Source organism: Lysobacter niastensis (assembly GCF_015453285.1).
Classification (GTDB): Bacteria; Pseudomonadota; Gammaproteobacteria; order Xanthomonadales; family Xanthomonadaceae; genus Lysobacter_J; species Lysobacter_J niastensis.
Map to the genome: position 1 here is coordinate 103,086 of NZ_JADLZT010000012.1, position 21,313 is coordinate 124,398.

At 67.9% G+C, this 21,313-nt stretch carries 22 protein-coding genes; 13 read left to right on the top strand and 9 right to left on the bottom strand.

From position 1 onward, the window contains the following. Positions 1 to 99 precede the first annotated feature (99 nt). Positions 100 to 2,877 (top strand): valine--tRNA ligase, encoded by a 2,778-nt coding sequence (locus IU514_RS18090; RefSeq protein ID WP_194932541.1) that lies wholly within the window; start codon positions 100 to 102, stop codon positions 2,875 to 2,877. Between the two features lie 105 nt (positions 2,878 to 2,982). Here the strand turns inward: IU514_RS18090 and IU514_RS18095 are convergent, their stop codons facing one another. From IU514_RS18095 to pssA, 4 genes are read right to left on the bottom strand one after another with little or no spacing between them, the layout of a single operon-like run. Then, positions 2,983 to 3,471: a hypothetical protein gene (locus IU514_RS18095; RefSeq protein ID WP_194932542.1), complete on the bottom strand. Its 489-nt coding sequence runs from the start codon at positions 3,469 to 3,471 to the stop codon at positions 2,983 to 2,985. A 29-nt stretch (positions 3,472 to 3,500) separates the two neighbouring features. Continuing rightward, positions 3,501 to 3,992 (bottom strand): ribosomal protein S18-alanine N-acetyltransferase, encoded by a 492-nt coding sequence (gene rimI, locus IU514_RS18100; RefSeq protein WP_386760666.1) that lies wholly within the window; start codon positions 3,990 to 3,992, stop codon positions 3,501 to 3,503. Further along, positions 3,989 to 4,357: an alanine acetyltransferase gene (locus tag IU514_RS18105; protein ID WP_194932543.1), complete on the bottom strand. Its 369-nt coding sequence runs from the start codon at positions 4,355 to 4,357 to the stop codon at positions 3,989 to 3,991. The genes rimI and IU514_RS18105 overlap by 4 nt, the downstream gene beginning before the upstream one ends. After that, positions 4,354 to 5,130: a CDP-diacylglycerol--serine O-phosphatidyltransferase gene (gene pssA, locus IU514_RS18110; protein WP_194932544.1), complete on the bottom strand. Its 777-nt coding sequence runs from the start codon at positions 5,128 to 5,130 to the stop codon at positions 4,354 to 4,356. Before pssA ends, IU514_RS18105 begins: the two co-directional genes overlap by 4 nt. Before the next feature lie 85 nt (positions 5,131 to 5,215). Here pssA and IU514_RS18115 point away from each other — a divergent pair, with 85 nt between their 5' ends. The 4 genes from IU514_RS18115 to IU514_RS18130 all read left to right on the top strand — a co-directional run bounded on the left by IU514_RS18115 (position 5,216) and on the right by IU514_RS18130 (position 8,198). Then, a complete protein-coding gene (locus tag IU514_RS18115) occupies positions 5,216 to 5,635 on the top strand; it encodes a DUF4124 domain-containing protein (RefSeq protein ID WP_194932545.1) in 420 nt (139 codons plus the stop codon). 8 nt (positions 5,636 to 5,643) lie between these two features. Beyond that, positions 5,644 to 5,919, top strand: coding sequence for a DUF4124 domain-containing protein (locus IU514_RS18120; RefSeq protein WP_194932546.1), 276 nt, complete (start codon positions 5,644 to 5,646; stop codon positions 5,917 to 5,919). A gap of 81 nt (positions 5,920 to 6,000) precedes the next feature. Next, positions 6,001 to 7,719: a proline--tRNA ligase gene (locus IU514_RS18125; RefSeq protein WP_194932547.1), complete on the top strand. Its 1,719-nt coding sequence runs from the start codon at positions 6,001 to 6,003 to the stop codon at positions 7,717 to 7,719. A 110-nt stretch (positions 7,720 to 7,829) separates the two neighbouring features. Beyond that, the gene (locus IU514_RS18130; protein WP_194932548.1) at positions 7,830 to 8,198 is read left to right on the top strand and encodes an H-NS histone family protein; all 369 of its coding nucleotides are present in this window, start codon (positions 7,830 to 7,832) and stop codon (positions 8,196 to 8,198) included. Between the two features lie 83 nt (positions 8,199 to 8,281). Here IU514_RS18130 and IU514_RS18135 read toward each other — a convergent pair whose 3' ends face one another. Then, a complete protein-coding gene (locus IU514_RS18135) occupies positions 8,282 to 9,532 on the bottom strand; it encodes a threonine/serine exporter family protein (protein WP_194932549.1) in 1,251 nt (416 codons plus the stop codon). A 155-nt stretch (positions 9,533 to 9,687) separates the two neighbouring features. Between IU514_RS18135 and IU514_RS18140 the strand changes: the two genes are divergently transcribed. Genes IU514_RS18140 through IU514_RS18155 form a run of 4 tightly spaced genes read left to right on the top strand, consistent with a single transcriptional unit; the run spans position 9,688 to position 13,217 of the window. Continuing rightward, complete coding sequence (locus tag IU514_RS18140; protein WP_194932550.1) at positions 9,688 to 10,809, top strand: ABC transporter permease; 1,122 nt, start codon at positions 9,688 to 9,690, stop codon at positions 10,807 to 10,809. Next, the gene (locus IU514_RS18145; RefSeq protein ID WP_194932551.1) at positions 10,809 to 11,615 is read left to right on the top strand and encodes an ABC transporter ATP-binding protein; all 807 of its coding nucleotides are present in this window, start codon (positions 10,809 to 10,811) and stop codon (positions 11,613 to 11,615) included. The genes IU514_RS18140 and IU514_RS18145 overlap by 1 nt, the downstream gene beginning before the upstream one ends. A 1-nt stretch (position 11,616) precedes the next feature. Further along, complete coding sequence (locus IU514_RS18150; RefSeq protein ID WP_194932552.1) at positions 11,617 to 12,543, top strand: MlaD family protein; 927 nt, start codon at positions 11,617 to 11,619, stop codon at positions 12,541 to 12,543. Positions 12,544 to 12,545: 2 nt separating this feature from the next. Then, positions 12,546 to 13,217, top strand: a complete 672-nt coding sequence (locus tag IU514_RS18155) for an ABC-type transport auxiliary lipoprotein family protein (RefSeq protein WP_194932592.1) — start codon at positions 12,546 to 12,548, stop codon at positions 13,215 to 13,217. On the opposite strand, the gene IU514_RS18160 is transcribed toward IU514_RS18155, so the two are convergent. Further along, entirely contained in the window at positions 13,214 to 13,804 is a 591-nt protein-coding gene (locus IU514_RS18160; RefSeq protein ID WP_194932553.1) for an alpha-ketoglutarate-dependent dioxygenase AlkB family protein, read from the bottom strand. The genes IU514_RS18155 and IU514_RS18160 overlap by 4 nt on opposite strands. Before the next feature lie 113 nt (positions 13,805 to 13,917). Here IU514_RS18160 and IU514_RS18165 point away from each other — a divergent pair, with 113 nt between their 5' ends. After that, the gene (locus tag IU514_RS18165; RefSeq protein WP_194932554.1) at positions 13,918 to 15,537 is read left to right on the top strand and encodes an electron transfer flavoprotein-ubiquinone oxidoreductase; all 1,620 of its coding nucleotides are present in this window, start codon (positions 13,918 to 13,920) and stop codon (positions 15,535 to 15,537) included. A 56-nt stretch (positions 15,538 to 15,593) separates the two neighbouring features. Here the strand turns inward: IU514_RS18165 and IU514_RS18170 are convergent, their stop codons facing one another. Both IU514_RS18170 and IU514_RS18175 read right to left on the bottom strand, forming a co-directional pair. Further along, positions 15,594 to 16,220 (bottom strand): CoA transferase subunit B, encoded by a 627-nt coding sequence (locus IU514_RS18170; protein WP_194932555.1) that lies wholly within the window; start codon positions 16,218 to 16,220, stop codon positions 15,594 to 15,596. Positions 16,221 to 16,245: 25 nt separating this feature from the next. Continuing rightward, complete coding sequence (locus IU514_RS18175; protein ID WP_194932556.1) at positions 16,246 to 16,968, bottom strand: CoA transferase subunit A; 723 nt, start codon at positions 16,966 to 16,968, stop codon at positions 16,246 to 16,248. Positions 16,969 to 17,090: 122 nt separating this feature from the next. Between IU514_RS18175 and IU514_RS18180 the strand changes: the two genes are divergently transcribed. Then, a complete protein-coding gene (locus IU514_RS18180) occupies positions 17,091 to 18,011 on the top strand; it encodes an ATP-grasp domain-containing protein (RefSeq protein ID WP_194932557.1) in 921 nt (306 codons plus the stop codon). Between the two features lie 10 nt (positions 18,012 to 18,021). Here IU514_RS18180 and IU514_RS18185 read toward each other — a convergent pair whose 3' ends face one another. Continuing rightward, positions 18,022 to 19,434 carry a mannose-1-phosphate guanylyltransferase/mannose-6-phosphate isomerase gene (locus IU514_RS18185; protein ID WP_194932558.1) on the bottom strand — a complete coding sequence of 471 codons (1,413 nt, stop codon included), beginning with the start codon at positions 19,432 to 19,434 and terminating at the stop codon, positions 18,022 to 18,024. A gap of 174 nt (positions 19,435 to 19,608) precedes the next feature. Here IU514_RS18185 and IU514_RS18190 point away from each other — a divergent pair, with 174 nt between their 5' ends. Beyond that, complete coding sequence (locus IU514_RS18190) at positions 19,609 to 20,355, top strand: electron transfer flavoprotein subunit beta/FixA family protein (RefSeq protein WP_194932559.1); 747 nt, start codon at positions 19,609 to 19,611, stop codon at positions 20,353 to 20,355. Beyond that, positions 20,355 to 21,296 carry an electron transfer flavoprotein subunit alpha/FixB family protein gene (locus IU514_RS18195; RefSeq protein WP_194932560.1) on the top strand — a complete coding sequence of 314 codons (942 nt, stop codon included), beginning with the start codon at positions 20,355 to 20,357 and terminating at the stop codon, positions 21,294 to 21,296. The genes IU514_RS18190 and IU514_RS18195 overlap by 1 nt, the downstream gene beginning before the upstream one ends. Positions 21,297 to 21,313: the final 17 nt, after the last annotated feature.

Below are 21,313 nucleotides of genomic sequence, written 5' to 3' on the forward strand. Positions count from 1 at the left end.
AGAAGGTGCCCGAAGGGCGGATGAGGGCGCCAGGCCGCGCCCCTCACCCCAGCCCTCTCCCGCAGACGGGAGAGGGAGCAAAAAACAACCAGACCCCCCATGACCCACACCCTCGCCTCCAGCTACGACCCCAAGCAGTTCGAAGCCCGCCTCTATGAGGAATGGGAGCGCAGCGGCGTATTCAAGCCGCGCGGCGAGGGCCAGCCCTACACCATCCTGCTGCCGCCGCCGAACGTCACCGGCACGCTGCACATGGGCCACGCGTTCCAGCACACGCTGCAGGACGCGCTGATCCGCTACCACCGCATGCGCGGTTACGACACGCTGTGGCAGATGGGCACCGACCATGCCGGCATCGCCACCGAGATGGTGGTGGCGCGCAACCTTGGCCGCGAAGGCGTCACCCGCGACGACCTGGGCCGCGACGGTTTCATCGCCAAGGTGTGGGAGTGGAAGCAGCAGTCCGGCGACACGATCGAGCGGCAGATGCGCCGCCTGGGCACGTCCGGCGACTGGACGCGCAGCGTGTTCACGATGGACCCGATGGCGGCCGAAGCGGTGGTCGAGGCGTTCGTGCGGCTGCACGAGCAGGGGCTGATCTATCGCGGCCAGCGCCTGGTCAACTGGGACCCGGTGCTGAAGACCGCGATCTCCGACCTGGAAGTGGTCAACGAAGAGGAAGAAGGCTCGCTGTGGTCGATCAGTTACCCGCTGACCGACGGCAGCGGCGAGCTCGTCGTCGCCACCACGCGTCCGGAAACGATGCTCGGCGACGTCGCGGTGATGGTGCATCCGCAGGATGAGCGCTACACCCACCTGATCGGCAAGACCGTGACGCTGCCGCTGAGCAACCGCCAGATTCCGATCATCGCCGACGACTATGTCGACCGCGAGTTCGGCACCGGCGTGGTCAAGGTGACCCCGGCGCACGACTTCAACGACTACGCCGTCGGCCAGCGCCACGGGCTGGAGATGATCAACATCTTCACGCCGGAAGCGGCGGTCAACGACAACGCGCCGGAGAAGTATCGCGGCCTCGACCGCTACGAAGCACGCAAGGTCGTGCTCGCCGACCTGGAGGCCGAAAGCCGCCTGGTCGAGGCCAAGCCGCACAAGCTGCAGGTGCCGCGCGGCGACCGCACCGGCCAGGTGATCGAGCCGTACCTGACCGACCAGTGGTTCGTGAAGATGGATGGCCTGGCCAAGCGTGGCCTGGAACTCGTCGAAAGCGGTGACGTGAAGCTCGTCCCCGCGAACTGGATCAACACCTACCGTCACTGGATGGAGAACATCCAGGACTGGTGCATCAGCCGCCAGCTCTGGTGGGGCCACCGCATTCCGGCGTGGTACGACGACGATGGCCACATCTACGTCGGCCGCAGTGAAGCCGAAGTGCGCGCGCAGCATTCGCTCAGCGGCGACGTCGCGCTGTCTCAGGACAGCGACGTGCTGGAGACCTGGTTCTCCTCGCAGCTGTGGCCGTTCAGCACGATGGGCTGGCCGAACGAGCAGGCGATGGCGCAGCGTGGCTTCGACCGCTACGTGCCGTCGAGCGTGCTCGTCACTGGTTTCGACATCATCTTCTTCTGGGTCGCGCGCATGATCATGGCGACCGACCACTTCACCGGCCGCGTGCCGTTCAACGACGTGTACATCACCGGCCTCGTCCGCGACAAGGACGGCCAGAAGATGTCCAAGTCGAAGGGCAACATCCTCGACCCGCTCGACCTGATCGACGGCATCTCGCTGGACGACCTGTTGGCCAAGCGCACCATCGGCCTGATGCAGCCGAAGATGGCCGAGAAGATCGAGAAGGCCACCCGCAAGGAATTCCCGAACGGCATCCCGGCGTTCGGCGCCGATGCGTTGCGCTTCACGATCGCCGCGCTGGCGACGCACGGCCGCGACATCAAGTTCGACCTCGGCCGCGCCGAGGGCTACAAGAACTTCTGCAACAAGTTGTGGAACGCCACGCGCTTCGTGCTGATGAACACCGAGGGCGCGAGCTTCGCCGGCGTGCCGCAGCCGAAGACGGATGCCGAGCGCTGGATCCTCGCGCAACTGTCCAAGGCGACCACGGAAGCCGCACAGCATTTCGCGTCGTACCGCTTCGACCTGCTCGCGCAGTCGCTGTACGAGTTCGCCTGGAACGACTTCTGCGACTGGTTCGTCGAGCTGGCCAAGCCGGCACTCAATGGCGACGACACCGCGGCGGCCGACAGCACGCGCCACACGCTGCTGTACGTGCTGGAGCGCCTGCTGTCGCTGCTGCACCCACTGATCCCGTTCGTCACCGAAGAGCTGTGGCTGGCCGTCGCGCCGCGCCTGAACCTCGCCGAAGCCACGCTGATGGTGCGCCCGTATCCCGAGTCCGGCGATTTCGCCGGACAGGATCACGCCGCCGCCGAAGCCGACGTCGAGTGGCTCAAGGCGATGGTGACCGCGTTGCGCAAGATCCGCAGCGAGCTCAACGTCGCGCCGTCGAAGACCGTGCCGCTGCTGCTGGCCGATGCCAGCGCGGCCGATCGCGATCGCGCCGCACGCTTCGACTCGCAGCTGCGCTTCCTGACCAAGCTCGACGCGATCCGCGTGCTCGACAACACCGGCGACGCACCTGCTGCGGCGACCGCAGTGGTGGGCGAACTGAAACTGCTGGTGCCGCTGGAAGGCCTGGTGGACCTCGGTGCCGAACGCTCGCGCCTGGACAAGGAGCTCAAGCGCGTCGACGGCGAGATCGCCAAGTGCCACAACAAGCTGGCCAGCGAGACGTTTGTCGCCAACGCGCCATCGGCGGTAGTCGAGCAGGAGCGCAAGCGCCTGGCCGACTGGAACCTGCAGCGCGAAGCGCTGGCGACGCAGCGCGCGAAGCTGGGCTGAGTCCCGACAGGTTGAAGTGGGCCTGGATACCCGGCCCGCTCACCTCTCGACTTCGGCGTCTGCGCTCAGGACGAACGGCGGGCCGGTGGGCGATCGGACCGCCGATCACTCTCCGGCATACGCATCGCCCGAAGACACGTTCACTGGCTTGCCGCCGAGCGACCTCGCTTCAAGTTCGTCCGCATCGACCAGCTGCAGCCTGCATTGTTCCGGCGCGGGCAAGCGGATCGCCGCGCCGCGCAGTTTCACGTAGACAGGTTTGCGGCTCTGCTTGCCGTTGCGCGTGAAGTACACGCCCTGGTGCCAGCGCAGCACGACGGCATTGCCGCCGCGCTGCTGCGCCGCTTCCGACAGCCTCTTCATCGCGCGGCCGTAGTCGACCAGCGGCACCATGAGGTCGCGCGTCTGCTCGCTGACGCGCTCTCCGGCCTCGATCTCGACCGTGCCGAGCTTGTCGTGATCGCAACCCGGCGATTCCCACAGCAGCGGCACCGCTTCGCCACCCTCGGCGCCAACGGCACGACCCGCCGGAACCAGCGCGGCCAGCACCGCGATCGCGCACGACAACACCATCATCCCCTGACTGCGTCGCATCCTGCTCCCCTGGTGTTTGTGCGGAACCCCTACTCCGGCGGCAGCAACTCGATCGCCATCACCAGCGCATCCTCGCGGCCGTCCCGTGCCGGATAGTAGCGGGGACGCCGGCCGATCTCATTGAAGCCTTCGGAGTCGTAGAGCCTGATCGCCCCCAGGTTGGACGGGCGGACTTCGAGGAATACCCGCTCGGCCTGGCGGCCACGGGCAATATGCATCAGCGCGCGCAGCAGGTGGCGGCCATGGCCCCGGCCCTGCTGCGCCGGATCGACGCAGACGTTGAGCACGTGCGCCTCGCCGGCGGCGATGCTCATCAGGAAGTAGCCGATGACCCGGTCGTCCTGCATCAGCACCCACGCCGGATAGTCGGCGCGCAGGCAGTCGCGGAAGATGCCGACGGTCCACGGAAACTCGTAGGAACGCACCTCGACCGCGTGCACGGCATCGAGATCGTCGTCGCGCATGGGACGCAGCGACGTCGGCTGCGCCAGCGCGCGCGAGTCGGCGGCGAGCGCGCTCACGGACCCTCCTGCGGACGGCGCAGACGGCGCAGTCGCGGCCACAGCGCGCGCTTGGCAGCGGCGTTGCCACGTAGCGCGGGCGCTTCCTGCAGCAGCGCGCTGACTGCTTCGTCGCCGGCCGTTCGATTGGCGGCGCGCAGGATCGCCTGCACCAGCCGGTCTGCCGCGGGCACAACGGTGCGCGCCGCGACCGGCTCGCGAACCGGCTGCGGACGGGCAGGTGCGGCCTTGTCCAGCAGGGCTGCCGCCTCCGCGATCGCGCCGGACTGCGGCGCGGCTTCGGCTCCGTGACCGGCCAGCGTCCAGACCTGGTGCCCCATGGCCTGCAGCCACTGGGCCTGTTCGGCGCTCCAGGGCGTGCTCACGCCACGCTCCCGTTGGCCGGGCTCGGCCGCAGGCGGCGCCAGACGGCATAGACCGGTCCGGACAACGCGTACAGCGCTCCGATCGTCAGCAGCACGCTGGGCGGGTCGATCGCGATCGCGACCAGCACCGCCAGCACGATCACGATCGCCAGGAACGGCACGCGGTCGTGGCGCGGACCGCCGCCCTTGAAGCTGAAGTAGCGCAGGCGGCTGACCATCAGAAGGGCCGCCGCCACCGTCACCGCCAGCGCCGCATAACGCAGCTGCTCACCGGTGTAACCCAGGTCGTGGAAGGTCCATACGAAGCTCGCCACGACGCCGGCCGCGGCCGGACTGGCCAGACCGATGAACCAGCGCTTGTCGACCTGGCCGACCTGCGAGTTGAAGCGGGCCAGGCGCAGCGCCGCGCAGGCCGCGTACAGGAACGCGGCGATCCAGCCGATCTTGCCCGGCACCGGGCCGTCGAACTTCATCGACGACAGCGCCCAGTGGTAGGTCACCAGCGCCGGCGCCAGGCCGAAGCTGATCAGGTCGGCCAGCGAGTCGTACTGCATGCCGAACTCGCTCTGGGTATTGGTCAGGCGCGCGACGCGGCCGTCGACGCCGTCCAGGATCGCGGCGATGAACACCGCGATGCAGGCGTCGTCGAAACGGCCCTGGGTGGCGGCGATGATCGCGTAGAAGCCGGCGAACAGGCCGCCGGTGGTGAACAGGTTCGGCAGCAGATAGATGCCGCGCCCACGCGGTCGGGGCGTTTGTTGCGTCTGGTCCATGTTTTGAAGTTTAACGGCTTGCCTCGCTGGCGCGGCGGTGCTGCAATCGTGACTCGTCGAGGTTGTCCGCCTACCGGAGCCGCCCATGTCCCGCCCCGCCCGCTTCCCCGCCCTGCTCGGGCTGACCGCCGTACTGCTGGTGGCCGCGCTGCCGGCAACGGCTGGAGAGGTTTACCGCTGGAAGGACGCCAAGGGCGTCACCCACTACTCGGACGCCCCGCCAAAGGATTCGGCCTACAAGAAGAGTACGGTCAACGCCGGCGCTCCGCAGGCCGGGCAGGCCCCGGCGGCCGAGAAGGCCGAGAAGGCCGCGGATAGTCCGCAGTGCACCGCGTCCCGGCAGAACCTGGAGCGCCTGAAGAGCAACGCCCCGGTCGGCCTGGACGCGAACAACGACGGCAAGCCCGACGCCGAACTGAGCGCCGACCAGCGCGCCGACCAGGTCCAGCTGGCCGAGGCCGGCATCAAGGCCTGGTGCACGCCGACCGCTTCCGCCACGCCGTAAGCGCCCTGATGCGCCTGGGCTGGGCCATCCTCGCCGGCATCCTGCTGGGCGGCGGCGTGGCCTGGTGGACCTCGCGCGACACCCCGGCCGACATCGAGCGCAAGCAGGCGCGAGCCGCGGCGGCCCGCGCCGCCGATGCCGAGGACGCCCGCCCCGTGCTGTACCGCTGGCGCGATGCGCAGGGACGCCTGCAGGTCACCGATCAGCCTCCGAAAGGCCGGCGTTACGAACGCGTCGACCGCGAACCCCGGCCCGGGATCGAGGTCCACGGCGATCGCGAGTGACCGGACGGCTGCGGTGAAGTTCGCGCCGGCGTCGCCGGCACGGCAAAATGGCCGCTTCCCTACGTCCCCGAAGTCCCGCCGATGCGCCTGTCGCAGTTCCACCTCCACACCAGCAAGGAAACCCCCGCCGAGGCCGAGATCGTCAGCCACAAGCTGATGCTCAAGGCCGGCATGATCCGCAAGCTCGCCGCAGGCCTGTACACCTGGTCGCCGCTGGGCCTGCGCGTGCTGCGCAAGGTCGAGCGCGCGGTGCGCGAGGAGATGAACGCCGCCGGCGCGATCGAAGTGCTGATGCCGTCGGTGCAGCCGAAGGAGCTGTGGGAGGAAACCGGCCGCTGGGAGAAGTTCGGCGGCCAGTTGCTGAAGATGCAGGACCGCAAGGAGGCCTGGTACTGCTACGGCCCGACACATGAGGAAGTCATCACCGACTTCGCCCGCAACGAGCTGGCCAGCTACAAGCAGCTGCCGGTGAACTTCTTCCAGATCCAGACCAAGTTCCGCGACGAGATCCGCCCGCGTTTCGGCGTGATGCGCGCGCGCGAGTTCCTGATGAAGGACGCCTATTCGTTCCACCTCACCGACGAGGACCTGGGCCGCGAGTACAAGAACATGTACGACACGTACGGCCGCATCTTCACCCGCCTGGGCTTGAAGTTCCGTGCCGTGTTCGCCGACACCGGCGCGATCGGCGGCAGCGCCTCGCATGAGTTCCATGTGCTGGCCGACTCGGGCGAGGACGCGATCGCGTTCTCCAGCGGCTCGGACTACGCCGCCAACGTCGAGCTGGCCGAAGCCGTGTCGCCGGGCCCGCGCGCCGCGGCGGCCGAAGCCATGCACAAGGTCGATACGCCGACGCAGAAGACCTGTGAGGACGTCGCCGCGCTGATGGGCATCGCGCTGCAGCGCACGGTGAAGTCGGTGGCACTGATGGGCGAGGATGCGGAGGGCAACCCTCAGTTCGTGCTGGCGCTGGTGCGCGGCGACCACGTCGTCAACGAGATCAAACTGTCCAAGCTCGCCGGCCTGGGCGAATACCGCCTGGCGACCGAAGAGGAGATCGACCAGCACCTGGGCAGCGAACCGGGCTTCCTCGGACCTGTCGCTCCGAAGAAGGCGATCCGCATCGTCGCCGACCGCAGCGTCGCGGCGATGGCCGATTTCGTCGTCGGCGCCAACGAGAAGGGATTCCACCTCGCCGGCGTCAACTGGGGTCGCGACCTGCCGGAACCGCACGAAGTCGCCGACATCCGCAACGCCGTCGAGGGCGACCCGTCGCCGGACGGCCACGGCACGCTGGGCATCGCGCGTGGCATCGAGGTCGGCCACGTGTTCGCGCTGGGTCGCAAGTATTCGGAAGCGATGAAGCTGACCGTGCTGGACAACAACGGCAAGGCCGCCGCGCCTGCGATGGGCTGCTACGGGATCGGCGTCTCGCGGATCGTCGCAGCCGCCATCGAGCAGAACCACGATGAGAACGGCATCGCCTGGCCGGAAGCCATGGCGCCGTGGCAGGCCGTGGTCTGCATGATCAATCCGAAGAACGACGCCGCCGTCTCCGAAGCCGCGCAGGCGCTGTACCGCGAGCTCAACGCCGCGGGCATCGAGACCGCTCTGGACGACCGCGGACTGCGCCCGGGCGCGATGTTCGCCGACATCGAGCTGATCGGCATCCCGCACCGGGTCGTGGTGTCCGAACGCGGCCTGGCGGCCGGGACGTTCGAATACCGCCACCGCCTGGCCAGCGAAGCCGAGAATCTCGACCGCGCCGCCGTACTGTCCCGGCTGGCCGGCAAGGCCTGATTCCAGCGCCGGAGGCATTAACTCGGGATTTACTGGCAGATAAAGGCCGGATTATGATCCGGCCATCCGCCACGGCGGCCGAAAATCATCGCCATAATCCGGAGGTTTTCATGTCGATCGACATCAGCTCGCTGTCCGCGAAGGAACTCGACTCGCTGATCAGCCAGGCGAAGAAGCGCAAGACCACGCTCAACAAGCGCAAGCCGATCGCCCTGGTCCGCAAGAAGCTGACCCAGCTTGCGAAAGCCGAGGGATACAGCATTGCCGAGCTGTTCGGCGGTGGCGGTGGCAGCAGCGTCGCGAAGGCGCCGGCCGCGGCACGCAGCCGCAAGCCGCGCAAGGCGCTGGGCAAGGTCGCGGCGAAGTACCGCAACCCGGCCAATCCCGGCGAGACCTGGTCGGGCCGCGGCAAGCAGCCGCGCTGGATGGCGGCCTATACCGCCACCGGCCGCAAGCCTGAAGACTTCCTGATCAAGTAATTCTTCAGGTGACGGGCAAGGCTTGAACAAAAAACGCCGGGGCTCGCCCCGGCGTTTTTCGTTGGAGGCGAATCTCCCCCGAGTTACAAGTTGCGCCGCGCCGGCAGCAGCAGGTTGCCGAGCAGCAGTCCTGCGATGAGCGACAGCAGGATGTTCAGCACCGCCAGCAGCGCGGTCTGGCCGGCATCCACGTCCTGCTGCTGGATCAGCTGCAGGAAGCCGCGCAGGCTGGTGCTGCCCGGCACCAGCATGATGATGCCGGGCACGCGGAAGATCGCGCCGGGGCGATTCCACCAGCGCGCGTAGGCATTACCGGCCGCGGTCAACACCAGCGCGGCGAGGAAGATGCCGGCGGGACTGCCGAACGCCTGGCCGCCGAACCGCGAGATCAGGAAGCCGCCCGCCGCCGCCGCCATCACCTTCGGGTAATCACGACGCTGCGCACGGAACAGCACCGCGAACGCGAACGCGGCGACGACCAGGGCGACCCATTCCACCCATTGGTCCTGCGGGCGCGAGGCACGCACCTGCGGGTGCAGGTCGACCAGGTCGGCGATGTACAGCGCGATCGCTGCGCCGATCGCCATCTTCAGCACGGTGGTGACCGCGCCGGCGAAACGCGCGGTGCCCGACACCAGGTGCTGGCTGGTCAGCTCGTTCATCGCGTTGGTGAGCGCCATGCCGGGCAGCAGCACGATCAGCGAAGCGATGATCACGGTGTTCTGGTTGAGCGGCGCGATGAAGGCCGACACCAGCAGTGTCACCGTCGCCGCGAACATCGCCGTCACCGCTTCCAGCGCCTCCTTGAGAGTGGGCTGGAACTCCGCCATCTGCACGAACAATCCGATCATCAACCCGTTGAGTCCGGCCACGCCGATATCCAGCCACGGCAGACGCAGCACGCCGGCGATGGCGGTCGCGGCCATGCCGAACGCCAGCACCTGCATGATCCGGTGGCGTCGCGTGGGCGGGCGGTCGAGCTGCTCCATCTGCGCGTGCGCCTCGGCCAGGCCGAGGCGGCCGGCCATGACGTCTTCGGCGATGCGATCCGTTTCCGCCAGCCGGTACAGGTCGGTCTCGCCGGGCGGGAGCCGGATCACGCGCGTGGTATCGCTGTCGCCCAGCGGCCGTTGTGGATCGCTGAAGGTCAGGATCATGCCGGTCGGGTTGGACCACGGCTCGCAATCCAGCTTCAACCGATGCGCAACGGCCGAGATCGCCCCTTCCAGCCGCTGCGCGGTCGTGCCGTAGGCATGCAGCCGCTCGGCCAGTTCGACCACGAAGTTGATGCGGGCGGCGTAGCTGACGGAATTGAGGGGCGTGGGATGTGACATGACGCGAAGCATCGCATGTGCCCATGTCCTGCCAACAGATGGCCTTGCGGATATCGGCGGGATTGGACGAAACATACCGACTGGCCTGCGGAACCGTGCGCACGCGGCGCTCACGCCAGCCGGGCAAGCCTGTATCCTGCTGGCCGAGGCCCCGAATGACCGTTACCTCAGCGACGACGCCACCGCAGATCGCCCTTGACGGCCCACCGCCCTCGCGCCTGCGCTTGAGCGGGAGCTGGACGCTTGAGCATGCGCTCGCCATTGGCGAACTGCTGTCGGGCGTGCCGCGCGATGCCGTCGCCGTCGATGCCAGCACGGTCGACCGCCTGGACACCGCCGCGGTGCTGCAACTGCTGCGCTTCGCGCGGCGCCGGGAACTCGATTTCGACACGTTCGTCTTCCACGAATCGCACCGTGCGCTGGTCGCGGCCATCGAGGACGTCGCCGACGACCGTCCGCGCAAGCGCAGGGAATACGGCGTCAGCGCCGCCCTCGCCCGCCTCGGCAGCGCCGTTCACGACGACTGGAAGGAAGCGTTGGCGCTGATCGGCTTCTTCGGCGAAGTGCTGATGAAGCTGCTGCGCATGTTCAAGGAACCGACGCGCTTCCGTCCGACCGCGACCGTCTTCCACATGGAACAGGTCGGCCTCGACGCGGTGCCGCTGGTCGCGCTGCTGTGCTACCTGGTCGGCGCGGTGATCGCGTTCCTGGGCTCCAACATCCTTCGCGACTTCGGCGCCGTCATCTACGTCGTCGAACTGGTCAGCATCTCGTTCCTGCGCGAGTTCGGGGTGCTGCTGACGGCGATCATCCTGGCCGGCCGCACCGCCAGCGCGTTCACCGCGCAGATCGGCGCCATGGTGAGCCGCGAGGAGGTCGATGCGATCCGCACGCTGGGCATGGACCCGATCGACCTGCTGGTGATCCCGCGCGTGCTGGCCCTGCTGATCATGCTGCCGCTGCTGACGTTCGTGGCGATGGTGTTCGGCCTGCTCGGCGGCCTGACCGTCGGCGCCTACGGCCTGGACATCCCGCCGCAGCAGTACCTCGCCCGCATGCACGACACGATGGAACTCCGCCACTTCCTGGTCGGCCTGGCGAAGGCGCCGTTCTTCGCCCTGGTGATCAGCCTGATCGGCTGCCTGGAAGGGCTGCAGGTCGAGGGCACGGCGCAGTCGGTCGGCGAGCGCACCACCTCCAGCGTGGTGCAGGCAATCTCGATCGTGATCGCGCTCGATGCCTTCGCCGCGATCTGGTTCATGGAGATGGGCTTCTGATGGCCGCGCAGCTCAAGCCCGCCAGCGAAGCCGCGACGATGGTGCGCGTGCGCGGCCTGGTCAACCGCTTCGGCGAGCAGGTGGTGCACGACGGTGTCGACCTCGACGTGCGCCCCGGCGAAATCCTCGGCGTGGTCGGCGGCTCGGGTTCCGGCAAATCGGTGCTGATGCGATCCATCCTCGGCCTGCGCAGGCCGGACGCGGGCAGCATCGAGGTGCTCGGGCTCGATGCCCGCAGCGAGGACCCGGACCTGCGCCGGATGATCGAGCGCAACACCGGTGTGCTGTTCCAGGATGGGGCTCTGTTCTCGTCGCTGACCGTCGGCGAGAACGTGCAGGTACCACTCAAGGAATACCACGCGGATTTGCCGGACTCATGGCGCTACGAACTGGCGCTGCTGAAGGTCAAGCTGGCCGGCCTGCCGGCCGACGCGATCAACAAGCTGCCATCGCAACTGTCCGGCGGCATGCGCAAGCGCGCCGGCCTGGCGCGCGCGCTGGCGCTCGATCCGCCGCTGCTGTTCCTGGACGAACCGACCGCCGGCCTCGACCCGATCGGCGCGGCGGCCTTCGACCGCCTGATCCGCACGCTTCAACAGGCGCTGGGGCTGACGGTGTTCCTGATCACGCACGACCTGGACACGCTATACGCTATCTGCGACCGCGTGGCGGTGCTGGCCGACCACAAGGTCATCGCCTGCGCCCCGCTGCACGAGGTGGAACAGTTGGACCATCCGTGGGTGCAGGAGTATTTCCACGGCCCGCGAGCGCGGGGCGCGCGCGATGCCCGCGAGGGAGGCAACTGACATGGAAACAAAAGCCAATTACGTCCTCATCGGTGCGTTCACGCTGATCGTGACGCTGTTCCTGCTGCTGTTCGCGCTGTGGGCGGCGAAATACTCCTCGGAGAAGGAGTGGAGCGAATACGCGGTGATCTTCAACGAACCGGTCACCGGCCTTTCGGAAGGCAGCTCGGTCCTCTACAACGGCATCGCGGTCGGCACCGTGGAAACCCTGCGCCTGGCTCCCGACGATCCGCGCCGCGTACTGGCCAAGCTGCGGGTGCAGGCCAATACACCGATCAAGACCGACACGCGCGCCAAGATCTCGGTTCCGAGCATCACCGCCACGCCGATCATCCAGCTCACCGGCGGCAGCCCCGGCAGCCCGGCGCTGGCTGACGTGGACCGCCGCGAGATCCCGGTGATCCAGACCGAAGCCTCCGCGCTGCAGAACATCGCCGACACCGCCAACCGGCTGGTGGCGCGGCTGGACCAGGTGCTCAGCGACGAGAACGTGCGGCGCGTTTCCAGCACGCTGGAGAACATCGAGAGCCTGACCGGATCGATCGCGTCGCAGCGCGAAGACCTGCAGACGCTGATCGTCAACGCGCGCCAGTCCAGCGAGCAGCTCAACAAGACCCTCGCCACGACCAACCGCGCGGTCGAGAACGTCGACCGCGAACTGGTCGAGAAACTGCCGGGCCTGATCGCCAAGCTCGACAGCACGCTCGGCAAGCTCGACTCGGCCGCCAGCGGCGCCAACGGCATCCTCACCGACAACCGCGCCGCGATCCACAGCTTCACCACCGAGGGCCTGGGCCAGCTCGGTCCGGCCCTGACCGAGCTGCGCTCGCTGGTGCGCGACCTGCGCCGGATCAGCGATCGCCTGGACAGCAATCCGACGCGCTACCTGCTCGGCCGCGACGCGCCCAAGGAGTTCGAACCGCAATGACGATGCGACTGCTTCCTCCTGGCTCGCGCCGCACCTGGCACGGCCTCCGCCTCGGCGGTGCCATCGCCCTGTTGGCCCTGGTGGCCGGCTGCACGTCGCTTCTGATCGACGACAAGCCGCGCGACGAGAGCACGATCTACGTGCCCGATCCGCGCGTGCAGGCGGACCCGACCTGGCCTTCGGTGAAGTGGCAGCTGATGGTCGCTCCGCCGACCTCGCTGCGTGGCGGCGACAGCCTGCGCATCTTCGTGCGGCCGTCCCCCAACGAGGTCCAGATCTACAAGGGCGCGCGCTGGGGCAAGAGCCCCAGCAACATGATCGAGGACTCGTTGCTGCGCGCGTTCGAGGATTCCAATCGCATCACCGCCGTCGCGCGCCAGGGCAGCGGCCTCAACGCCGACTACAAGCTGCTGGTGGACGTGCGCCGGTTCGAGTCCGACTACGGCCAGGCAGCGGTGCCGTCGGCGACGATCGAGGTCGCGGCGAAGCTGATGCACATGCAGACCCAGCAGGTGGTGGCTTCGCACACCTTCCTGGAGGCCCGTCCTGCGGCCACGACCGCCATTCCCGACGTCGTGGCCGCGTTCGAGCAGGCGCTGTCGGACATCAGCCGGGACCTCGCCGGCTGGACACTGAGCAGCGGCCAGCAGCACGCCAACACATTGCCGCGCTAGCGCGGCCGGATGGTGCGGAAGGTCAGGCTGATGCGCTCGCCGACCGGCCGCGCGGTGCGCGGCAGCGAGTGCCGATAGCAGCGCTGGGTCGTCCCGGACATCACCAGCAGGCTGCCGTGCGGCAGTTCGAAGGCAAGCTTCCTCGCCGGATCGTCGCGATGACGCAAGGCGAAGCGCCTCGCCGCGCCCAGGCTGAGCGAGGCGATCACCGGCGCCGGTCCCAGCTCGGGCTCGTCGTCGCTGTGCCAGCCCATCGCGTCGTGGCCGTTCCGGTACAGGTTGGCCAGGACGCTGTTGAAGCCCGCGCCCAGCTCCTCCTCGAGCCGGTCGCGCACCGGCCGCAACAGGTCCGGCCAAGGGTGCGGTTGAAACAGGGTGCCGGAATAGCGGTAGCGGGCCTCGGGGTCGCCGATCCAGCAGCTCAGGCGCGGCGAGTCGACCTCGCGGCCGAAGATGCGGATGCGGTGGACTTCCCAGGGCACCTGCCCGCGCAGGCCGGCAAACAGGGCGTCGGCCCGGGTGGGCGCTAGCCAGGCCGGATCGAAGGCCAGCTCGGCGTCGGCCAACGGCAGCGGCGACAGGGACATGCGGCCACGCTAGCACGCGGCTCCACCCGCTCGATTTGCCGCACCCGCGGCAAACCCGCGACAATCCACGGTTGAAGCAAACCAATCGCAGTCAGCCGCAAGCGGAGCCACCCATGAGCCAGCAGGACCCCACCATCGAACGCGACGTCATGGAGTACGACGTCGTCACCGTCGGTGCCGGTCCGGCCGGTCTGTCGTTCGCCATCCGCCTCAAGCAGCTCAACCCCGAGATCTCGGTCTGCGTGATCGAGAAGGCCTCGACGATCGGCGCCCACATCCTGTCGGGTGCGGTCATCGAGACCGGCCCGCTCGACGCCCTGCTGCCCAACTGGCGCGACAACCCGCCGCCGATCTGCGTGCCGGTGGTCGAGGACGAGTTCTGGCTGCTCAGCAAGGCGGGCGGCCGCAAGCTGCCGGTGCCTCCGGGCATGAACAACCATGGCAACGTCATCGTCAGCCTCGGTGCGACGTGCGCCTGGCTGGCGCCGCAGGCCGAAGCGCTGGGCGTGGAGATCTATCCGGGCTTCGCCGCCGCCGAAACGTTGCACGACGAGACTGGCAAAGTCATTGGCGTGCGCATCGGCGACATGGGCGTGGCCAGAGACGGTTCGCACAAGCCCGGCTACACGCCCGGCATCGACATCCGCGCCAAGGTCACCGTGCTGGCTGAAGGCGCCCGCGGCCACCTGACCAAGCGACTGGTCAAACAGTTCAAGCTCGACGCCAACAGCGACCCGCAGGGCTACTCGATCGGCATCAAGGAGCTGTGGCAGGTTCCCGAAGACCGGGTGACGCCCGGCAAGGTCGTGCACAGCTTCGGCTGGCCAGCCGACACCCAGACCTACGGCGGCAGCTTCCTGTACCACCTGGACAAGGGCCGCATCGCCCTGGGCTACGTCAGCGGCCTGGACTACAAGGATCCGGAGTACAAGCCGTGGGAAGCCTTCCAGCAGTGGAAGAACCATCCTTCGGTGAAGGCGCTGCTCGAAGGCGGAACGATCCTTTCGGCCGGCGCGCGCGCGATCGTCACCGGCGGCTGGCAGTCGCTGCCGAAGGTCGAGATGCCCGGCGCGATGCTGATCGGCGATACCGCCGGCCTGCTCAACGTTCCCAAGATCAAGGGCACCCACCAGGCAATCCGCTCCGGCATGCTCGCCGCCGAGCACCTGGTCGCGTCGCAGCTGGCGCCGGAAGGCTTCGATGCGAAGCTGCGTGCATCCGACGCGATGGCCGAGCTCAAGAAGGTCCGCAACATCAAGCCCGGCTTCAAGCGCGGCTTGTGGTTCGGCATGCTCAACGCTGCGTGGGAAACCATCACCGCCGGCCTGTCGCCGTGGACGCTGAAGAACAAGCCGGACTGGTCGGCGCTGGACAAGGTCGGCGAGCACGAGCAGCCCAAGCACGATTACCTGGTGCGCACGCTCGCACCGCGTGACCGCCTGCAGGGCGTGTACTTCGCCGCGACCGAGCACGACGAGGACCAGCCCGTGCACCTGAAGGTGCGCGACACCTCCATCTGCGTGACGCGTTGCGCCGAGGAATACGACAACCCTTGCACCCGCTTCTGTCCCGCCAACGTCTACGAGATCGTCAGCGACGAAGGTGGAAAGCGCCTGCAGATCAATGCGGCCAACTGCGTGCACTGCAAGACCTGCGACATCAAGGACCCGTACGAGATCATCGACTGGGTGACGCCGGAAGGCGGCTCGGGTCCGAACTACCAGAACCTCTGAGCAGGAACAAAAAAAGCCGCCAGTAATGGCGGCTTTCTTGTCAGCGGAGCCTGCGGTCAGGCGAACGCTACGCCCGTCTTCTCGCGCAATTCGTCCTCGCTGACGCCGGGCGCCAGTTCGACCAGCTTCAGGCCGCCTTCGGTCACGTCCATCACCGCCAGCTCCGTGATGATGCGGTTGACCACGCCGACGCCGGTCAGCGGCAGCGTGCACTGCGGCAGGATCTTGTGTTCGCCGCTCTTGGCGGTGTGCTCCATCAGCACGACCACGCGCTTGACGCCGGCCACCAGGTCCATCGCGCCGCCCATGCCCTTGACCATCTTGCCGGGCACCATCCAGTTGGCGAGGTCGCCCTGGTCGGTGACCTGCATCGCACCCAGGATCGCCAGGTCGATATGGCCGCCGCGGATCATCGCGAACGAGTCGTGGCTGCCGAAATAGCTGGCGCCCGGACGCGCGGTCACGGTCTGCTTGCCGGCATTGATCAGGTCGGCATCGACTTCGGCCTCGGTCGGGAACGGGCCGATGCCGAGCAGGCCGTTCTCGCTCTGCAGCCACACGTCCATCCCTTCCGGAATGAAGTTGGCCACCAGCGTCGGCAGGCCGATGCCAAGGTTCACGTATGCGCCGTCGGTAAGTTCGCGGGCGGCGCGCTGCGCCATCTGGTCGCGGGTCCAAGCCATGGTGTCGGGTCCTGTTCTCGTTTGCTCAACCGGCGCGCACGGTGCGCTGCTCGATACGCTTTTCGGCATTGGGGTTGTGGACGATGCGGTCCACGTAGATGCCGGGCAGGTGTACGTGGTCGGGGTCGATATCGCCGACCTCGACGATCTCCTCGACTTCGGCGATGCAGATCGCGCCGGCCATCGCGCAGGCCGGATTGAAATTGCGCGCGGTCTTGCGGAACACCAGGTTGCCGGCCTTGTCGGCCTTCCACGCCTTCACCAGCGACACGTCGGCCTTGAGCGCGGTTTCCATCACGTAGTGGTGGCCGTCGAACTCGCGGGTTTCCTTGCCCTCGGCGACGATGGTGCCGTAACCGGTGCGGGTGAAGAACGCCGGGATGCCGGCACCGCCAGCGCGCAGGCGCTCGGCGAGCGTGCCCTGCGGGTTGAACTCGAGTTCGAGTTCGCCGGACAGGAACTGGCGTTCGAACTCCTTGTTCTCGCCGACGTAGGACGAAATCATCTTGTGGATCTGCCTCGTCTGCAGCAGCAGGCCGAGGCCGAAGCCGTCGACGCCGGCGTTGTTGGAGATCGCCGTCAGCCCTTTCACGCCCGAGTCGCGCAGCGCGACGATCAGCGCCTCCGGGATGCCGCACAGGCCGAACCCGCCGACAGCGAGCGTCTGGCCATCGGCCACCACGCCCTTCAGCGCCGCCTCGGCACTGGGGTACAACTTCGTCTTGGCACGCGTCGCGGCCTCGGCCATGGTCGGCTCCGTCGGGGAATCAATGCGAGGCCGGCAGTTTACCCCGCCCCCGTGACGCGCCGCACCGTACTTTCGGGCATGGTGACGCGGCAGGAAGCCGCGACAGCCTCTAGACTTCGGCCATGCCCCGACTCGCACTCGTCACCGCGATCGCCGCCGCAGGCCTGGACGACGATCTCCCGATCCTGCTCGACGCCTGCACGCGTGCGGGCATCGACACCCAGGTGCGCGCCTGGGACGACCCCAGCGTGGCCTGGGGACGTTTCGATGCGGCGCTGTTGCGCTCGCCCTGGGATTACGTCGACCGCCTGCCGGAGTTCATTGACTGGTGCACACGGGTGTCCGCGCAAAGCCGGCTGATCAATCCATTGCCGGTGGTGCGCTGGAACACGGACAAGCACTACCTCGCCGATCTTGCTGCACGCGGCGTGGCCGTGGTGCCTACGCGATTCGTCGAGCCCGACGCTGAGCCGCTGCCGGTGCTGCAGGGGTTTCTGGCTGCCCATGCCGAAGCCGCCGAGTTCGTGGTGAAGCCCGCGGTCGGCGCGGGCTCGCGCGATGCGCAGCGCTATTCGCGCGAGCAGGAATTCGCTGCCGCCAACCACATCGCGCGCCTGCTGGACGCAGAGCGCAGCGTGATGCTGCAGCCGTACCTTTCCTCCGTCGACCACGACGGCGAAACCGCGCTGATGTTCCTCGCTGGCACGTTCAGCCACGCGATCAGGAAGGGTCCGCTGCTGCGGCCGGACGAGGGACCGACCTCGCATCTGTTCGCTGCCGAGGCCATCACCGCACGTACGCCGCGCGATGACGAACGCGCGCTCGCCGAACGCGTCATCGCCGCCGCGAAGGAGCAGCTGCGCCTGCAGACGCCGCTGCTCTATGCACGCGTGGACCTGATCCGCGACGGCGAAGGCGAACCGTGCCTGCTGGAACTGGAGCTGTGCGAGCCGTCGCTGTTCCTGGCCCATGGCGGCGACAGCGCCGACCGGCTGGCCGCATTGCTGGCAGACGCGCTCGCCACGAACGCGTCCGCCGCCTGATCGTCACGCGTCAGGAGCGCCCGTACACGTCCTCGAGACGGACGATGTCGTCCTCGCCGAGGTAGTGGCCCGACTGCACTTCGATCAATTCGACCGGCTCGGTGCCACGGTTGCGCAGACGATGCACGCTGCCCAGCGGGATGTACGTGCTCTCGTTCTCGTGCAGGTCGAATACCTTGTCGTCGCAGGTGACCTCGGCCACGCCGGACACCACGATCCAGTGCTCGGCGCGGTGCGCATGCTTCTGCAGGCTCAGTGCAGCGCCGGGCTTGACCACGATCTTCTTGACCTGGAAGCGCGACCCTACGCCGATCGAGTCGTAGCTGCCCCACGGCCGGTAAACGCGGCGATGGAACAGGTGCTCGGTGCGGCCCGCGGCCTTGAGCCGGTCGACGACGGCCTTGACGTCCTGTACGCGGTCCTTTCGCGCCACCAGCGTGGCGTCGGCGGTATCGACGATCACCAGGTCCTCGACACCGATCGTCGCGATCATGCGCCGGTCGGATGCGCGCACCAGGCTGTCGCGGGTGTCGACCGCGATCACGTCACCTTCGTATCGGTTGCCGTCGCCATCGCGTTCGGCCACCGACCACAACGACGACCACGAACCGATGTCGCTCCAGCCGCAGCTGACCGGCACGACAGCCGCGCGGCTGGTCTTCTCCATCACCGCGTAGTCGATCGAATCGCTGGGGCTGGCCGCGAACGCGTCGCGATCGATGCGCATGAAGTCGAGGTCGGCCTTGGACGAGGCATACGCTGCCTGCGCCGCCTGCAGGATCGCGGGCGCATGCTGTGCGAGTTCGTCCAGGTAACGCCGGGCTCGGAAGAGGAACATGCCGGAGTTCCAGGCATAGACGCCTTCGGCGACATAGCGCTCGGCGGTGGCGAGATCGGGCTTCTCGACGAATCGCTGCACCCGGTAGCCGCCTTCGCCAAGGCCTTCGCCGCGCAGGATGTAGCCGTAGCCGGTCTCGGCGTAGTCCGGCGTAATGCCGAACGTCACCAGCCAGCCATCCTCGGCCAGCCGCGCCGCCGCGGACACGGCTTCGCGGAAGGCGGTTTCGTCGGCGATCAGGTGGTCGGCCGGCATCACCAGGAGGGTTGCCTCCGGATCCCTGGCCAGCACGTGCAGCGCCGCCAGCGCGATGGCCGGCGCGGTACTGCGTGCCACCGGCTCGAGCAGGATGCCGCCGCTGGCGATCCCCACTGCCTGCAACTGCTCACCCACCATGAAGCGATGCTCCTCGCTGCACACGGTGACCGGCGGCTGTGCCGCGGGCAGCTGGTTCGCCCGCTGCACGGTCTCCTGGTAGAGCGAGTGGTCGCCCATCAACGCCAGGAACTGCTTGGGCTGGTTCTGCCGCGATAGCGGCCAGAGCCGGGTGCCGCTGCCGCCGCTCAGGATCACCGGATGAAGCATTTCGACTCCGCATGGGGACTGCGGGCGCAAGGTTAACGGATTGGGCGCGGCTCCACCCGGGCATCCGGCCCGATTCAGCCAGCCCCTATTCGCCTGCGTAGGGCCCCTCACTCCGCTAGAATTAGCGGTTCTCGGCCTCAGTGCCGCGCATCCCCCCAAAGGAATCCCCGAACGATGAAGATCCTCGTCGGTTACAAGCGCGTCGTGGACTACAACGTCCGCATCCAGGTGAAGCCTGACGGCTCCGGCGTGGTCACGGACGGCGTCAAGCTGTCGGCCAACCCGTTCGACGAAATCGCGCTCGAAGAAGCCCTTCGCCTGCGTGACAAGGGCATCGTCACCGAAGTCGTGGTCGCCACGATCGCGCCGGCCGACGCCCAGGCCCACCTGCGCAACGGGCTGGCGATGGGCGCCAACCGCGCCATCCATGTCGTCACCGATCAGCCGATCCAGCCGCTGACCGCCGCGCGCACCCTGCTCAAGCTGATCGAGAAGGAGCAGCCGGACCTGGTCATCCTCGGCAAGCAGGCCATCGACGACGACGCCAACCAGACCGGCCAGATGCTGGCCACGCTGTGGGGCCGCCCGCAGGCGACGTTCGCCTCCAAGCTCGAGGTCGCCGGCGGCAAGGCCACCGTGACCCGCGAGGTCGACGCAGGCCTGGAAACGCTGGAAGTCGACCTGCCGGCCGTGGTCACCACCGACCTGCGCCTCAACGAGCCGCGCTTCATCAAGCTGCCGGACATCATGAAGGCCAAGAGCAAGCCGATGGAAACGCTCAACTTCACCGACCTCGGCGTCGATACGGGCGACACGCTCAAGACCACCCACTACGCACCGCCGGCCAAGCGCAGCAAGGGCGTGATGGTGAAGGACGCGGCCGAACTGGTCGCCGCACTCAAGGCTAAGGGGCTGCTGTGATGAGCAAGGTACTGATCGTCGCCGAACACCTGGACGGCAAGCTGAACCCCTCGACCGCCAAGTGCGTGTCCGCCGCGCAGGCGCTGAAGGCCGACAGCATCGACATCGTCGTGCTGGCCGCCGAACCGGCCGCTGTCGCCGCCGAAGCCGCGCAGATCGCGGGCGTCGGCAAGGTGCTGGCTGTGGCCAGCGCCGCCAACGCGAACGCCATCGCCCAGGTGCAGGCACCGCAGGTGGCCAAGCTCGCTGCCGGCTACAGCCATGTCTTCGGCCCCAGCACCACGTTCGGCAAGGACCTGATGCCGTGTGTCGCCGCGCTGCTGGGCGTCGCCCAGGTGTCCGACGTGATGGCGGTGGAAGGCAGCCACACCTTCAAGCGCCCGATCTACGCCGGCAACGCCATCGTCACCGTCGAGGCCCCGGCCGACCACACCGTCGTCGCCACCGTGCGCACCGCGTCGTGGCCGGAGGCTGCGAAGGGCGGCAGCGCCGCGGTCGAATCCGCGTCGGTCGAAGCCGCCCTGCCGTCGCACACCCGTTACGTCGGCCTGGCCGCCGGCAAGTCCGACCGCCCCGACCTGCAGAGCGCGCGCCGCGTCGTCTCGGGCGGTCGCGGCGTCGGCTCGGCCGAGAACTTCAAGGTCATCTACAACCTCGCCGACAAGCTCGGTGCCGCGGTCGGCGCGTCGCGCGCTGCTGTCGATGCCGGTTACGTGCCGAACGAACTGCAGGTCGGCCAGACCGGCAAGATCATCGCCCCTGAGCTGTACATCGCCGTCGGTATCTCCGGCGCGATCCAGCACCTGACCGGCATCAAGGACGCCGGCACGATCGTGGCCATCAACAAGGACAGCGATGCGCCGATCTTCGAGATCGCCGACATCGGGCTGGTGGGCGATCTGTTCACGCTGCTGCCTGAAGTGGAAAAGGCGTTGGCGTGACGTGTGCCGCATTCCGG